Source organism: Aeromonas bivalvium (assembly GCF_000819765.1).
GTDB lineage: Bacteria > Pseudomonadota > Gammaproteobacteria > Enterobacterales > Aeromonadaceae > Aeromonas > Aeromonas bivalvium.
Genome location: NZ_CDBT01000055.1, coordinates 53,672 through 68,712 on the forward strand (window position 1 = coordinate 53,672; position 15,041 = coordinate 68,712).

General features: G+C 62.9%; 12 protein-coding genes. 4 read left to right on the forward strand and 8 right to left on the reverse strand.

The genetic code is table 11. The annotated features are described in order from the left end of the window. Window positions 1-9 precede the first annotated feature (9 nt). A complete protein-coding gene (locus BN1119_RS16025; protein WP_042000273.1) occupies window positions 10-2,442 on the reverse strand; it encodes a VolA/Pla-1 family phospholipase in 2,433 nt (810 codons plus the stop codon). A 297-nt stretch (window positions 2,443-2,739) separates the two neighbouring features. Between BN1119_RS16025 and ubiK the strand changes: the two genes are divergently transcribed. Further along, window positions 2,740-2,997: a ubiquinone biosynthesis accessory factor UbiK gene (ubiK, locus tag BN1119_RS16030; RefSeq protein WP_042000276.1), complete on the forward strand. Its 258-nt coding sequence runs from the start codon at window positions 2,740-2,742 to the stop codon at window positions 2,995-2,997. A gap of 96 nt (window positions 2,998-3,093) precedes the next feature. Here the strand turns inward: ubiK and fre are convergent, their stop codons facing one another. From fre to trxA, 5 genes are all read right to left on the reverse strand, one after another. Next, window positions 3,094-3,792: an NAD(P)H-flavin reductase gene (gene fre, locus BN1119_RS16035; protein ID WP_042000279.1), complete on the reverse strand. Its 699-nt coding sequence runs from the start codon at window positions 3,790-3,792 to the stop codon at window positions 3,094-3,096. A 44-nt stretch (window positions 3,793-3,836) separates the two neighbouring features. After that, window positions 3,837-5,330: a 4-hydroxy-3-polyprenylbenzoate decarboxylase gene (gene ubiD, locus BN1119_RS16040; protein ID WP_042000467.1), complete on the reverse strand. Its 1,494-nt coding sequence runs from the start codon at window positions 5,328-5,330 to the stop codon at window positions 3,837-3,839. A gap of 32 nt (window positions 5,331-5,362) precedes the next feature. Next, window positions 5,363-6,379 (reverse strand): hypothetical protein, encoded by a 1,017-nt coding sequence (locus tag BN1119_RS16045; RefSeq protein WP_042000281.1) that lies wholly within the window; start codon window positions 6,377-6,379, stop codon window positions 5,363-5,365. A gap of 212 nt (window positions 6,380-6,591) precedes the next feature. Then, complete coding sequence (gene rho / locus BN1119_RS16050) at window positions 6,592-7,857, reverse strand: transcription termination factor Rho (protein ID WP_042000284.1); 1,266 nt, start codon at window positions 7,855-7,857, stop codon at window positions 6,592-6,594. Window positions 7,858-8,067: 210 nt separating this feature from the next. Next, complete coding sequence (gene trxA, locus BN1119_RS16055) at window positions 8,068-8,394, reverse strand: thioredoxin TrxA (RefSeq protein WP_042000287.1); 327 nt, start codon at window positions 8,392-8,394, stop codon at window positions 8,068-8,070. A gap of 114 nt (window positions 8,395-8,508) precedes the next feature. On the opposite strand from trxA, the gene rhlB reads away from it, so the two are divergent. The 3 genes from rhlB to BN1119_RS16070 are packed head-to-tail and all read left to right on the forward strand — an operon-like array spanning window position 8,509 to window position 11,570. Beyond that, window positions 8,509-9,798, forward strand: coding sequence for an ATP-dependent RNA helicase RhlB (rhlB, locus tag BN1119_RS16060; RefSeq protein WP_042000290.1), 1,290 nt, complete (start codon window positions 8,509-8,511; stop codon window positions 9,796-9,798). Next, window positions 9,799-11,289: a guanosine-5'-triphosphate,3'-diphosphate diphosphatase gene (gppA, locus tag BN1119_RS16065; protein ID WP_042000293.1), complete on the forward strand. Its 1,491-nt coding sequence runs from the start codon at window positions 9,799-9,801 to the stop codon at window positions 11,287-11,289. Window positions 11,290-11,315: 26 nt separating this feature from the next. Beyond that, window positions 11,316-11,570: a Rho-binding antiterminator gene (locus BN1119_RS16070; protein WP_042000294.1), complete on the forward strand. Its 255-nt coding sequence runs from the start codon at window positions 11,316-11,318 to the stop codon at window positions 11,568-11,570. A 70-nt stretch (window positions 11,571-11,640) separates the two neighbouring features. Here BN1119_RS16070 and BN1119_RS16075 read toward each other — a convergent pair whose 3' ends face one another. Beyond that, window positions 11,641-12,402 carry a class I SAM-dependent methyltransferase gene (locus BN1119_RS16075; RefSeq protein WP_392443759.1) on the reverse strand — a complete coding sequence of 254 codons (762 nt, stop codon included), beginning with the start codon at window positions 12,400-12,402 and terminating at the stop codon, window positions 11,641-11,643. Between the two features lie 51 nt (window positions 12,403-12,453). After that, window positions 12,454-15,000 carry an EAL domain-containing protein gene (locus BN1119_RS16080; RefSeq protein ID WP_042000473.1) on the reverse strand — a complete coding sequence of 849 codons (2,547 nt, stop codon included), beginning with the start codon at window positions 14,998-15,000 and terminating at the stop codon, window positions 12,454-12,456. Window positions 15,001-15,041 lie beyond the last annotated feature (41 nt).

Here is a 15,041-nt window from a genome sequence, read left to right on the forward strand (position 1 = left end):
TCGGCCGGCTTACTGCTTGAGCAGGCTGGCGTCGCTCACCTTGACCGCAGTGCCGCCGCTCATGAAGAAGCTGGCGAACTGGGTCTGCATTTCGGTGGTGACCTTGCCTGTCGGATCGAAGTTCTCGTCCGGTGCCAGCAGCGAGCTGTGACCACCTGCCACGAAGCGGGTAGCGTGGTGGTTGGCTGCGCCGGTCGCGCTCAAGGCTTGCAGGCCCATCAGACTGAACAGCGGCTCTGTACCACCCAGCGGCGCGGTGGCGATGCTGTTCGGGATCACCTGATCCGGCAGACTGGTGGCGCCGTCGCCGACGATTTCGGTGGCAAACAGCGGGAAGTCCGCCTTGATGCCTGCCACCAGGTTGACCGGGTCTGCCGAATCCAGCACCGACTGGGCCGCGAAGCTGTAGCTCTGCAAGGTGCTGGCCGCCGTCGCCTGGCTGGCCGTATCCAGGCTAGGCAGGAACTCGTTGACGAAGCAGGTCGGCACCGCCGTCTTGCAGTTCGGGGCATAGGCGGTGAAGCCCGCCTTGAGGGCCGGGCTGCCCGCGGTCAGCACGCCCATCTTGATGGTCGGGCCGAAAGTGGGCGAGTTCAGCAGCAACGGCGCTATGCCGCCACCCGGCATGGCCAGGCCACCGGTGTCGAACTTGAACAGGGCATTCGCCTGGGCATTGCCGATATCCTGGTTGGAGACGGAGAGCAGATCGGCCCCCGAGATGGCCCCCAGGGAGTGACCCAGGAAGTGGACCTTGAGCCCGGCGCCGCCGAGCTGAACACCCAGCCCCTTGGCATTGGCCAGTCCCACCGCCAGGCGCAGGCCCAGCAAGTCGGCCACGCTCTGCTTGAGGTTGTCCCGCGCCACCGTCAGGTAGCTCAGGTTCAGGTAGGGGGTCGGGTTCTCATCCGTGGTCACCGAGTCCGTGCTGCCGGTCAGGGCATAGCCGCGCTCACCATGCAGCGGGTGATCGATCACCACCACGGCCACGTTCTTGGACGGGGAAGCCTGGGCACCGGCACCAATCTGGCTCAGGGCGATGGCGTAGGCGTTCTCCTTCACCGAGGTGACGCCATGCTGATAGATGATGACGTCGGTGACGGCGCCTAGGGGAGCTGCTGAGAAGATCCGCATCGGCACCGACTGCACCTCGGTCAGGGCAGGCAGCGGGTTGAAGCGGCCGATGTTCATCTCGGCATCCAGCGCCTTGCCGCCGGAGGTGAGGGTCACCCCGATCAGCTTGCTCGCCTCCGCCAGCAGCTCGGCCTGGCGGGTCGGATCGGCGATGAGCGCACCCAGCAGGGCCGGATCCACACCCGCGCCCACCAACCCGGCAATCACTTCACTGTCAGAGGCTTTCAGCGCATTGGCGATGGCATAGAGGCTGGGGATGGCGCCATGCCAGGACTGGGTTCTGGCCTTGTCCCAGGAACCCGCACTGGTCGGAGTCGCCAGGAAGTAAGGCAGCTTGACCGCCCCCGTGTAGACCTTGGTCTTCTGAGCGATGCCGTTCAGCTGTGGGTTGTTGGTGATGGTGCTCTCGAGCAGGGATTTCTGCTCGTCCGGCAGGAAGGGTTCCCCCGCCAACTGGGTCAGGAAGTCGACCCCGCCATTGAGGCCCGTCATGGTGTAGGTCAGCGGCAGGCTGTCATTACCTGCTGCATCCTGCTTCCACAGGGCGGCGGCGTCCAGGGTCGGGCTCTGGAGGATGGAGGCCGCAGCCCCTTTCACCGCCACCAGCACGTCGGCGCCGGACTGGGTACCGAACCAGTCAGAGAAGATGACGCGGTCGCTGCTCACCCCGGTCGCGGCCTTGAACAGGCCCTCCTGCAGGGTGATCAGGCCATGGATGGTCTGCTCCTGGGTGTTGCTGCCGGCGTTGCCCTTGAAGTTGCTGTAATCGCTGCCGGCCTGCAACGCCTTGCCGTCGCTGTCTTTGAGGCTGTCGGTGGCGACGATCATGTAGTAGGAGGAGGGGTTGAGCGGCTTGAGCGGCACCAGGTTGAGCTTGCCTCCCGCACTGGCGACCACGTAGTCGCTGCCGTAGGCCAGCACCTTCTTCACGCCGCTCGGGCGCAGGGCTTCGCTGTCGAATGTCAGCTCAAGCAGATAGAGGGGAGCCACGGAGGCACCGAACTCGGCGGCGGCGGGAGCCGGAACCTGGGTGCCCGAGCCGGTGACCGGCACTATCTGGATGGCCTGGGTGGTGGACCAGCCATCCAGGGTGGACAGGGCGGAGACGGGGTTGGAGAGATCGCTGGTCTCGGTGGAGAACTTGAGGGTGCCATCGCTGGCCCGCGCCGCCAGGGCACTGGGACGAACGGCATTGGAACCCGAGATCAGATAGTCCAGATAGCTGGAGGTGTCGTCATCCTTGCTGTCACTGCCACCGCAACCCGACAGCAGAGCGCTGAGCACGGCTGCGTAAACTAGCTTCTTTTTCATATCCATGTCTCTTTATTAGTTGTTATCCATATGAGTCGACGCTTCATCGTCGCCACCAGCATATTAACAGGCAGGCAACAATTATCACTCATCTGGTCGGTCATCTGATCTGCTTTTTTTGTGTACAAGGTCAAGGAATTGCATTCTGGTAAGACTCGATAGATTACCATTTGCCGGCGGTGAACCAGACCCGACCAGACCTCAGCCACGGGAGAGGTCGCAAAAATCGCCCCCCGGCATCGGCAACGAGGGCAAATAGTCGGTAGAATGGCGGCCATCAGATGAGGAGAAGCCGTGATGATCGACCCGAAGAAACTGGAAGATATTGCCAAACAGGTGCACAACGCCCTGCCCCCCGGCATTCGCACCATGGGTGAAGAGGTGGAGAAGAAGATCCGCCAGGTGCTGCAGGCCCAGCTCGGCAAGCTGGATCTGGTCAGTCGCGAGGAGTTCGACGTGCAGACCAAGGTGCTGCTGCGCACCCGGGAGAAGCTGACCGCACTGGAAGCCAAGCTGGAGCAACTCGAGCAGCAGCTCGGCCCCAAGGGGGAGTAAATCCGGGACAGCGCCCAGCGCTGCAGATGACAAACCCCAGCCAGGCTGGGGTTTGTCGTTTCTGCGACCTAGGGGAGGGCTGATGCCCCCGGGCGATCAGATGAACTCGTAGGCGTCGCCGAAGATGCGCTCGGGCTCGGCGCCCAGCAGCTTGAACTCTTCCCGCGCCGCCCCCGCCATCTCGAAGCGGCCCGCCACATAGATGTCGTAGTCATGCAGGCTGACGAAGTCGTCCATGATGGCCTTGTGCACCAGCCCCGTCTTTCCGGTCCAGTCCGCTTCCGGCTCCTGCACCACGGGAATGAAGGTGAGCGGCTCATAACTGGCGGCCCAGCGCTCCATCTCGGCCTGCTCGTAGAGCCAGTGCGCCTGACGCACCCCCCAATAGAGGAAGACGGGACGCTTGCTGCCGGTCGCCACCAGATATTCCAGGATGGAGCGGGCATAGGAAAAACCTGTGCCACCCGCCATCAGGATCAGGGGCCGGGGGGAGCTGTCACGCAGGAAGGCCTTGCCCGCCGCCAGCTCCACCTCGATTTCGCCCTGCTCGCGCATCCGCGCCAGCACCTGGCCGGCGTAGGCATTCTCCGGCGTGGCGCCGATCTGCAGCTCCAGTACCCCGGATCGGGTCGGTGAGTTGGCGATGGAGAAGGGTCGCTTGTCCGAATCGCTCATCACCACCAGCAGATACTGGCCTGGCTTGAAATTCACCTCTTGCAGCGGCGTCAGGGCCACGTGCCAGATGGTATCGACATATTCACGCAGTTCCTCTACGCGGCACTTGATACGTTGCATTCTTGTCCTTGCGACGGGCCAACCGGCCCGCTCCGTTCAGTGATTCAGACCCGGGACCCTGGGGTCGCGGCGTCGAGAATATTCAATTCAGCCCAGATGGCGTCAATCTTCTGCTTGACCGCCTCGTCCTGGACTATGGGTTGGCCCCACTCACGGTTGCTCTCCCCCGGCCACTTGTTGGTGGCATCCATCCCCATCTTGGAGCCCAGCCCCGACACAGGCGAGGCGAAGTCGAGATAGTCGATGGGGGTGTGTTCGATCAGGGTGGTATCCCGCGCGGGATCCATGCGGGTGGTGATGGCCCAGATCACATCCTGCCAGTTACGGGCATCGATGTCATCGTCGCAGACGATCACGAACTTGGTGTACATGAACTGGCGCAGGAAGGACCAGACCCCCAGCATCACCCGCTTGGCGTGCCCAGGATAGCGCTTCTTGATGGTCACCACCGCCATCCGGTAGGAGCAACCCTCCGGCGGCAGATAGAAGTCCACTATCTCCGGGAACTGCTTTTGCAGTATGGGGACGAATACCTCGTTGAGCGCCACGCCCAGCACGGCCGGCTCATCGGGCGGACGGCCCGTGTAGGTGCTGTGGTAGATGGCATCGCGACGCATGCTGATATGGGTAATGGTGAACACCGGGAACTCGTCCACCTCGTTGTAGTAGCCGGTGTGGTCGCCATAGGGCCCTTCCGGCGCCATCTCACCCGGCTCAAGGTACCCTTCCAGCACGATCTCGGCGCTGGCGGGCACCTCGAGATCGCAGCTCAGGGCCTTGGCTACTTCGGTGCGGCTGCCCCGCAGCAGGCCGGCGAAGGCATACTCGGAGAGCGAGTCAGGCACCGGGGTCACGGCGCCGAGTATGGTCGCCGGATCAGCGCCGAGCGCCACCACCACGGGGAAACGCTCACCCGGGTGGGCCTCCTGCCACTCGCGAAAATCGATGGCCCCACCCCTGTGATCCAGCCAGCGCATGATCAGCTTGTTCCTGCCGATCTTCTGCTGGCGGTAGATACCGAGGTTCTGGCGCTTCTTGTAGGGACCTCGGGTGATGGTCAGACCCCAGGTAACCAGGGGGGCCACGTCGCCGGGCCAGCAGTGCTGGATCGGCAGCTGGTCGAGATCCACCTCCTCCCCGCTCATCACCACCTGCTGGCAAGGGGGCGACGAGACCCGCTTGGTCGGCATGTTGAGCACCTGTTTGAAGATGGGCAGCTTCTCCATCAGCTCCTTGAGGCCCCGAGGGGGCTCGGGCTCCTTGAGGTAGGAGAGCCAGGTGCCGACCTGGCGCAGGGCGCCTACATCCTGCTGACCCATGCCCATGGCGACCCGATCCGGGGTGCCGAACAGGTTGGTCAGCACGGGCATGGCGTAACCCTTGGGATTCTCGAACAGCAGAGCCGGACCACCGGCACGCAGGGTGCGATCGCTGATCTCCGTCATCTCCAGATAGGGGTCTATCTCCTGGCTGATGCGCTTGAGTTGTCCTTGCCGTTCGAGCTGCGCGATAAAATCACGCAAGTCCTTGTATTTCATGCGGGTACCGACTGTGTTCAGGAGGTGGGGCATTATAACCCCGGTACGGCACCGGTTGTACCCGAATCGGGTGCCAGCAACAGGGAGATGTTAGGTCGCCGCTCCATCCGCGTCATCTCGTCGGCCAGACGCACCAGCAGCCTGGGCTCATCCACCTCGAGCAGCAGGCTGGCGACCAAGCTGCCGTACTGGCTGTTGCCCAGCTCGGCCAGCAGGAAGTCCTGGGCCTTGACGGGCAGGGGAGAGAGCTGGCTCAAGGCCTTGAGGGCCGGCCGTTTCAGCTTGGGGTTCTTGGTCGCACCGATAAGCAGGTCGCTTGCCGCCTCCCCCTTCAGCAGGGAAGGCAGCGCCTTGAGCGCCCTCAGGCTGTCATCGTCCACCGGTTGACGCCACAGCATGCGATACAGCGCCGGCTCCCCGGTGCGCAGCAGCAGCTGGGTCAGCAGGCGGTTGTCCGGCAGGAAGATGTTCAGCTGGCCCAGCACTCGCGCCTGCTGGTGCAGCAGGCTGGTGGGCAGCTGGGTCAATGCCTGCAGCAAGGCCTGCTGCTGCTGGGGCAAGTCCGGGTTGCGACTGTTATAGACCTGCTTCCAGTCGAAATGGCCCTGGCTCAGCTCCCGGCGATACTGGGCCTGCCAGTTCTGCTGTTGCCAGTGGGTCAGCAGCATTCGCGCCTCGGCCGGAAAGTCATAGGCGGGCAGCTGCATCAGGAAGCCATCCACCTCCCCTTCGACCAGCCACTGGGGTGCCTTGCCGGACTGGGCCTGCACCCAGGATTGCAGTGCCGCCGTGGCCGGAATGTGGCGCAGATCCCCCATCAGCTGATAGATCAGATACTCCCGCTGCCCCACGCTCAGGGAAGCGAGCAGGGTATCCACGGCATCGAACCGACCCGCCTTGAGCTGCTCGAGCAGATAATGCCTGCTCTCCCCCACCCCCTCGTCGGCCACCAGGGCGCTCTTGATGGGCGGCGCCTTGGCAGGGGGAACGGCCAGGGCGGCCTCCCCTGCCAGCAGGCCGGCCAGCAGTAACCACATCACTCCTCTCATGACGTCTCCATCCATGTGACATCGAAGCCTCATACTAAGGCAAATTCTCAAGCAAAAACCGCGATCCCGTACAGATTGCGGCATCTTCTGGCCAAGATCGCCACCAGGCAGGCCAGTCGGCGGACATGTCCGGCTCCCATTCTGGGCACAGTGGCGCCGATAAACAAAAACCGCGACCAGGGGCCGCGGTTTATACATGACTCGAACAGCGCTTATTTCTGCTGACGACGCATGGAGTCGAAGAACTCGTCGTTGGTCTTGGTGGCTGCCAGCTTGTCGATGAGGAACTCGATGCTGTCGATCTCGCCCATGGGGTGAATGATCTTGCGCAGGATCCACATCTTCTGCAGCTCGTCCGGTGCGGTCAGCAGCTCTTCCTTGCGGGTGCCGGAGCGGGTGATGTCGATGGCCGGATAGACGCGTTTCTCGGCAATCTTGCGCGAGAGGTGCAGTTCCATGTTGCCGGTACCCTTGAACTCTTCGTAGATGACTTCATCCATCTTGGAGCCGGTGTCAACCAGCGCGGTCGCAATGATGGTCAGGCTGCCGCCTTCCTCGACGTTACGGGCCGCGCCGAAGAAGCGCTTGGGCCTGTGCAGGGCGTTGGCATCCACACCACCGGTCAGCACCTTGCCGGATGAGGGGATGACGGTGTTGTAGGCGCGCGCCAGACGGGTGATGGAGTCCAGCAGGATCACCACGTCCTTCTTGTGCTCGACCAGGCGCTTGGCCTTCTCGATCACCATCTCGGCGACCTGGACGTGACGGGAGGCGGGCTCGTCGAAGGTGGAGGCGATCACCTCTCCCCTCACCATGCGCTGCATCTCGGTCACTTCTTCCGGGCGCTCGTCGATCAGCAGGACGATCAGTTCACAATCCGGATGGTTGTAGGCGATGCTCTGGGCGATGTTCTGCAGCAGCATGGTCTTACCGGCCTTGGGCGGCGCCACGATCAGGCCACGCTGACCCTTGCCGATGGGGGACGCCAGATCCAGCACACGTGCCGTGATGTCTTCGGTCGAACCGTTGCCACGCTCCATGCGCAGACGCTCGTTGGCGTGCAGAGGGGTCAGGTTTTCGAACAGGATCTTGTTGCGGGAGTTTTCCGGACGGTCGTAGTTGACGTCGTTGACCTTGAGCAGGGCAAAGTAGCGCTCGCCCTCTTTCGGCGGCCGGATCTTGCCGGAGATGGTATCGCCGGTACGCAGGTTGAAACGGCGGATCTGGCTGGGGGAGACATAGATGTCATCCGGGCCGGCCAGGTAGGAACCGTCTGCACTGCGCAGGAAGCCGAAGCCATCGGTCAGGATTTCCAGCACACCGTCGCCAAAGATATCCTCGCCACCCTTGGCGTGCGCCTTGAGGATCGCGAAAATAATGTCTTTCTTGTGGGCCCGAGCCAGATTTTCCAACCCCATGGTTTCGCCGAGCTTGACCAGCTCAGACACAGGAGTGTTCTTTAATTCAGTCAGATTCATAGTGGTGAAAGTCTGTAAGCAAGGATTGAATGGGGACGAGACAGTCTGCTGGATTGATGCCGAGTAGGATTGAATTTGCCAGGCTGTTGTGAAGCAAGGAGTCAGGCAAAAAGGTTAGCAAACGAGCGATAAACTAGCACCAATCGGGATGAGCGTCTAGGTGATAAAACACAAGGAGCGCATTATTGCAATGCGCTCCTTACTTGATAATTACAGGTTGCCGTCCAGAAACTCTTTGAGCTGAGTCTTGGACAGGGCGCCGACCTTGGTGGCTGCCACTTCGCCGTTCTTGAACAGCAGCAGGGTCGGAATACCACGGATGCCGTACTTGGGGGCGGTCTCGGCATTGTGGTCGATGTTCAGTTTGGCCACGGTTACGCGACCTTCATATTCTTGAGAGATTTCATCCAGGATCGGGGCAATCATCTTGCAGGGACCGCACCATTCTGCCCAAAAATCGACCAGAACGGGGCCACTTGCTTTAATCACATCGGTCTCGAAGCTGACATCGCTCAGCTGAACAATCTTGTCACTCATATCCAACTCCAGTCAGTCAATAAGCCCTTAATTGAGACGTCAACAAAGGCAATAGTTGCCCTATTTGAAATGATCCTGTTTATTATTGCAAGCCTAACCTGATAACCTACCGCCATGAGCAAAACACACTTAACGACCGATAAATTCGCCCAAATGGGCCTCGAACCCGAAGTTCTGGCTGGTCTGGAAGCAAAGGGATTTCACTATTGCACGCCCATCCAGGCACTGTCTCTGCCCCTGCTGGTTGAAGGTCACGACCTCGCCGGACAGGCCCAGACGGGTACCGGCAAGACCATTGCCTTTCTGGCCGCGACATTCAACTATCTGCTGACCCACCCCCTGACCAAGCCGCGCCTGGTCAACCAGCCCCGCGCCATCATAATGGCACCGACCCGGGAGCTGGCGGTCCAGATCTACAACGACGCCGACACCATGTCAGCCTCCACCGGGCTCAAGCTCGGCCTCGCCTATGGTGGCGAAGGGTATGACAAGCAGCTGGCCGTGCTGGAACAGGGTGTCGACATCCTGATCGGCACCACGGGCCGCATCATCGATTATTTCAAGTCCAACGTCATCGATCTGGGCAACATCCAGGTAGTGGTGCTGGACGAAGCGGATCGCATGTTCGATCTCGGCTTCATCAAGGACATACGTTTCCTGTTCCGCCGCATGCCGGAAGCCACCGAGCGGCTGAACATGCTGTTCTCCGCCACCCTCTCCCTGCGGGTGCAGGAGCTGGCCTACGAGCACATGAACCACCCGGAACACGTACAGGTGGAGCCGGAGCAGATGACGGGCGTGCGCATCAAGGAGGAGCTGTTCTATCCCTCCAACGAAGACAAGATGCTGCTGCTGCTCTCCCTGATGGAAGAGGAGTGGCCGGAGAAAGCCATCGTCTTCGCCAACACCAAGCATGTGTGCGAAGACGTGCAGGCCTGGCTGGAAAATGACGGCCACCGCGCCGGTCTGCTGACCGGTGACGTGCCCCAGAAGAAGCGGATGAAGATCTTGGACGACTTCACCAAGGGCAAGCTAGACATCCTGGTCGCCACCGACGTGGCCGCCCGTGGTCTGCATATCCCGGACGTGACCCACGTCTTCAACTATGACCTGCCCGACGATGCCGAAGACTATGTGCACCGCATCGGTCGTACCGGCCGCGCCGGCAAGAGCGGTCACTCCATCAGCCTGGCCTGTGAAGACTACGCCTTCAACCTGCCGGCCATCGAGGAGTACATCCACCACGCCATCCCGGTCAGCAAGTATGACAGAGATGCCCTGCTCGATGACGTGACGGCGCCCAAGCGCATCCATCGCAACCGTCAGCCGGTGAACCGCAACATGCGGGATCGCCAGGGTGGTGGCAACAGCAACAGCCGTCGTCGTCCGCCCCGCAAGAACTAAATGCACAACTCGCCGCTCTACGCCGCCATCGACCTCGGCTCCAACAGCTTTCACATGCTGGTGGTGCGCGAGGTCGCCGGTGCTCTGCGTACCGTCACCAAGGTCAAGCGCAAGGTCCGCCTCGCCGCCGGTCTGGATCCGGAATTTCGCCTGAGCCAGACCGCCATGGCCCGGGGCTGGGACTGCCTGCGGCTGTTCGCCGAACAGTTGCAGGACATCCCCGCCGACAATATCCGGGTGGTGGGCACCGCCACCCTGCGTCTGGCCACCAACGTCGACGAATTCATCAGCGAAGCGGAACGGGTGCTCAATCACAGCATCGAGATCATCTCGGGCGAGGAAGAGGCCAAGACCATCTACGAGGGGGTCTCCTGGACCTCGGCCGGGGAAGGCAACCGGCTGGTGATCGACATCGGCGGCGCCAGCACCGAGCTGGTGATAGGCGAGCACAGCGAAGCGAAACTGCTCAACAGCCTGCACATGGGCTGCGTCACCTGGCTCAACAACCACTTCGGTGACGGCGAGCTCTCCGAGACCCGTTTCCAGCAGGCCATTGCCGCCGCCAAGGCGGTGCTGGAGAAGGTGGCGGAGGATTATCGCGCCCTCGGCTGGCGTACCTGTGTCGGCGCCTCCGGCACAGTCCAGGCGCTGCAGGAGATCATGCTGGCGCAAGGGAAGAGCGAGCGGGTCACCCTGCCAAAATTGCAGGAGCTGATGGGTCAGGCCATCGCCTGCGGCAGGCTGGATCGACTGCAACTGGAGGGACTGGCGGCCGAGCGGCTCACCGTGTTCCCCTCCGGCCTCGCCATCCTGATCGCCATCTTCGAGACCCTGGGGGTCGAGAGCATGACCCTGGCGGGTGGCGCCCTGCGGGAAGGGCTGATCTACGGCCTGCTCGGCAACAATCACGACTGCGATGCCCGGGACAGAACCGCCGACAGCCTGATCAACCGCTACCAGCTGGATAAAGAGCATGCCGAGCGGGTGCGCGACACCGCCATCCAGGCCTTCAACCAGCTGCAACCGGCCTGGCGTCTCTCCAAGCGCTACGGTCGCCCCATACTGCGCTATGCGGCCCTGCTGCACGAGATAGGGCTGTGCATCGAGTACAAGAAGGCGCCGCAACACGCCGCCTACATCATCGACAACATCGACATGCCGGGTTTCACCCCGGCGCAGAAGAAGCTGTTGTCCGCCCTGCTGTTCAACCAGCGGGATGAATTCAAGCTGGAGCCGCTGGAGCGACAAGGCGCCGTCACCGGTCGCCAGGCGATCCGGCTGGCCCGCATCCTGCGCATCTCCCTGATCCTCTGCATGCGCCGCACCCAGGGCACTGTGCCCGGCTTCACCCTGCAGGCGGACGAGGATGCCCTCACCCTCACCCTGCCCAGGGGGTGGATGGAAGAACACTACCTGCGGGCCAGCGAGCTGCGCCTCGAGGTGGAGCGCCAGCAGAAGATGGGCTGGCCCACCCGGCTGCTGGAAGCCTGAACCCGACTCCCTCGAGCAAGCAGACCATGACGGATTACCAACCCATCAACTGTGACCTCTACGACTGGCTCGAGATCGCCGCCCGCTGGCAGCTGGCGGTCACCCTCACCAACCGGGATGGGCGGGCGTGGGCGGACAGGATCCGCACCATAGAGGCCAGAGACGGTGTCGAGTATCTGCTGCTGGAGAGCGGCGAGCGCCTCAGCCTCGCCGATCTGGCGACCCTGGATCTCGTCTGGCAGGGGGAAGCGAGGCAGATACGCTTCCCCGCCGTCCCCTGACCCCCACGAATAAGGAGGGCCAACATGATGTTGGCCCTCCTTTTTTGCATGCCGTCGGTATCCGCCGTGCTCAGCTCCCCGCCAGGGCCGCCATCACATAGACGTCGAAGCGGTTGTTCTTGGTCTCGATGGCCATGCTGGGTTTGTGCTCGTTGAGCCAGCCCGCGTAGGCAGGCCGCTTCACCACCACCCGCCGTTGCGCCATCTCGAGCGCCGCAGGCAACAGGGTATCCGCGTCGAGATCCGGCCCCACCAGGGACTGGAACACCCGCATCTCTTTTTTCACCAGCGCCGACTTCTGCTTGTGGGGGAACATGGGATCCAGGTACACCACCTCGGGCCGCTCGGCCAGGGCCAGCAGCTGCTCGGTGGCTGGCCCCTGGATCAGCTGCATCCGCTCCCTCACCCAGGGACCTATGTCGGGATCCTGGGCCGCGCGCGCCAGGCCATCCGCCAGCAGGGCCGCCACCACGGGGCTGCGCTCGATCAGGGTCACCTTGCAGCCCAGCGACGCCAGCACGAAGGCGTCTCGCCCCAGCCCGGCGGTGGCATCCACCACGGTCGGATTGGCCCCGGCCTTGAGGCCGACCGCCTTGGCGATGGATTGGCCACGACCGCCACCGAACTTGCGTCTGTGGGCCACGGCTCCTTCCACGAAATCGACATAGACGGCCCCCAGCTTGGCCTCATCCAGCTTGCGCAGCTCCAGCCGCGACTCGGTCAGCACCAGGGCAAAGGGGGCGGGAAACGCCACGTCGGCGAGGCGCTGGCGCAGGGCATCGAGCTCGCCATCGCGGGCGGGGGCTTCACAGGACACCTGAATAGGAAACATGGATGGACTCACGGCAACGAACAGGGCGGCCATGATAACAGAAGCCGGAGATCAGCTCACGATGGGCAGGCTCATGCCTGCCCGGTTGACCTCCAGATAGGCCACCAGATCCTCGAAGGCCAGCGGCCGGCTGAGCAGGTAACCCTGGGTGAAGGCGCACCCCTTCTGGCAGAGGAAGCTGAGCTGCTCCCGGGTCTCCACCCCCTCGATCACCACCTGCATGCCGAGGTTGTGCACTATGTTGATGATGCCGTCCAGCAGCAGCCTGTCCTGCTCGTTGAAGGGGATATGGCGCACGAAGCTGCGATCTATCTTCACCAGATCCACCGGGAAGGTGCGCAGGTAGGTGAGCGCCGAATAGCCGGTGCCGAAGTCGTCGATGGCCAGCTTGCAGCCCGCCTGACGCAGGGATTCGATACGGATCCTGTGCTGGTCGCTGCTCTCCATCAGCAGGGATTCGGTGATCTCTATGATGATGTCGCTCGGCTCCAGACCGAAGTGCTCTATCACCCTCAACCACTCCGAGGCCTGGGGATCTATGGTCTGGAACTCCAGGGTGGAGCGGTTGATGGACATCTGCAGCTCGGGGAAGCCGTTTTGTTGCAAGCGGGCGAGATCCCGGCACGACTGCCACAGCACCAGGGCCCCCAGGCTCTGGATCAGGCCCGCCTCCTCCGCCAGGGGAATGAAATCGGCCGGGGAGACCTGACCCCAGTGGGGGTGATACCAGCGCACCAGGGCCTCCAGCTTGGCGACCCGGCCGCTGCGGTTGTCCCAGATGGGCTGATAGGCCATGGTCAGCTGCTCCTGCTTGATCGCCTCCGCCAGATCCTGCTGCATCTGATGGCGCTGGCGCACTTCTTCGCGCATGGAGGCGCAGTAGCTCTCGAGGGGACGGCCGAGCCGCTTGGCGGCAAACAGCGCCTGCTCGGCATTGCGCAGCAGTTCATCGCTCTCGCTGCCATCGGCGGGACAGAGGGTGACGCCGACCGTGGCCGTGATGTAGAGCTGCTGATTGGCCAGCATGAAGGGACGGGCGAAGCTGCCCTGCACCTGCTTGGCAAATACCTCCGCCTGACGACGGCTGACGATGCCGGGCACCAGGAAGGCGAATTCGTCGCCGCCGATGCGGGCCACCAGATCCTCGGTACGCACCCGGCTCACCAATCGATCCGACACCTCCCGCAGCAGGGCATCGCCGACATGGTGATCCATGCTGTTGTTGACCGCCTTGAAGTTGTTGAGGTCGAGCACCATGAGGGCGAAACGCTCGCCCCGCTCGCAGAAGCGGGTCAGGCTGCGGCCAAACAGCCAGCGGTTCGGCAGGCCGGTGAGGTTGTCATAGTTCGCCTGGGTCGCAATCTTCTGCTCGGCGAGCTTGGTCTGGGAGATATCGCTGGAGATGGCGATGTACTGGGTGATTTTTCCCCCTTCGCGCAGGGCGCTGATCATCAGCTGCTGGGGGTAGAGCTTGCCGTTCTTGCGCTTGTTCCACACCTCGCCACGCCAGATGCCGACCCGGGAGAGGGTATGGTACATGTCGGCATAGAAGGCCTTGTCGTGCAGACCGGACTTGAGGATGCTGGGGGTCAGGCCGCACGCCTCCTCGCTGCTGTAGCCGGTGATGCGCTCGAAGGCCGGGTTGACCGAGATGATGCGGCTGTCGGCGTCGCACACCAGGATGGCTTCGGACAGGTTGTCATAGACCCGGTGGGAGAGCTTGAGCTGCTCGGCGTGGCGCCGGGCATCGTCTATGTTCTCCAGCAGCAGCATCAGGTGATCGGGCTCGTGACGTTCGTTGCGCACCAGGGTCACCGTCACCCTGCCCCACAACTCATGGCCCAGCTTGTGGCGATAGCGCTTCTCCAGGGTCACCACGCTGCGTTCGCCGCGTACCAGCTCGCCATAGCAGGCCAGGCTGCGCAGCCAGTCCTTGGGATGGTGCAACTCGGCGGCCGTCCGGTGCAGCAGCTCCTCCTCGCGGTAGCCCAGCATCTTCTCGATGGCCGGGTTGGCCCACAGCAGGCGCCCCTGCAGATCCAGCTTGCCGATGCCCACCGGGGCGTGGGCCAGCATGCTGTCCATGGCAGGCAGAGGCAGCTTGGCAGGAACGTCTGTCCGGCTCAGGCTCAGCGCCAGCTCGCGGCCCGCCAGCGGCGCCAGCAGGCGCAGCACGCTCATCACCCTGTCCATGCTGTCCATCCCCTGGCGAAACCAGAGGCTGCAGATGCCGATGGTCTGCCCCTGGGCATCCCGCAGGGCAATGCCGGCATAGCCACGGACCCGATGGGCAATGAACAGGGGTGCCTGGGGGAACAGCTGGGGCAGGCGATCGCAGAACCAGGCCTCTCCCTGCTGCAGCACTATCTCCCCCGGGGTGGCGGCGATGGGCACTCGCGAGCCCTGGATGCCCAGGGTCGCCGGGAAGGCGGAATGCAGCTCGAACGAGGCAGTGACCGGATCCCGCCCTGCCACCAGCACCACATCGGCATCAACCGCCGCCGCGAGCTCTGTGACGAAGCTGTCAAAGTACCCCAGCCCACTGGCGTGGGACAGGTTTGACATGATCCGATAGACAGACGTGAGTGCTCGCCTCATGGCAAGATGCATTCTCTCCTGTGGGTATGGACTGCGACTCT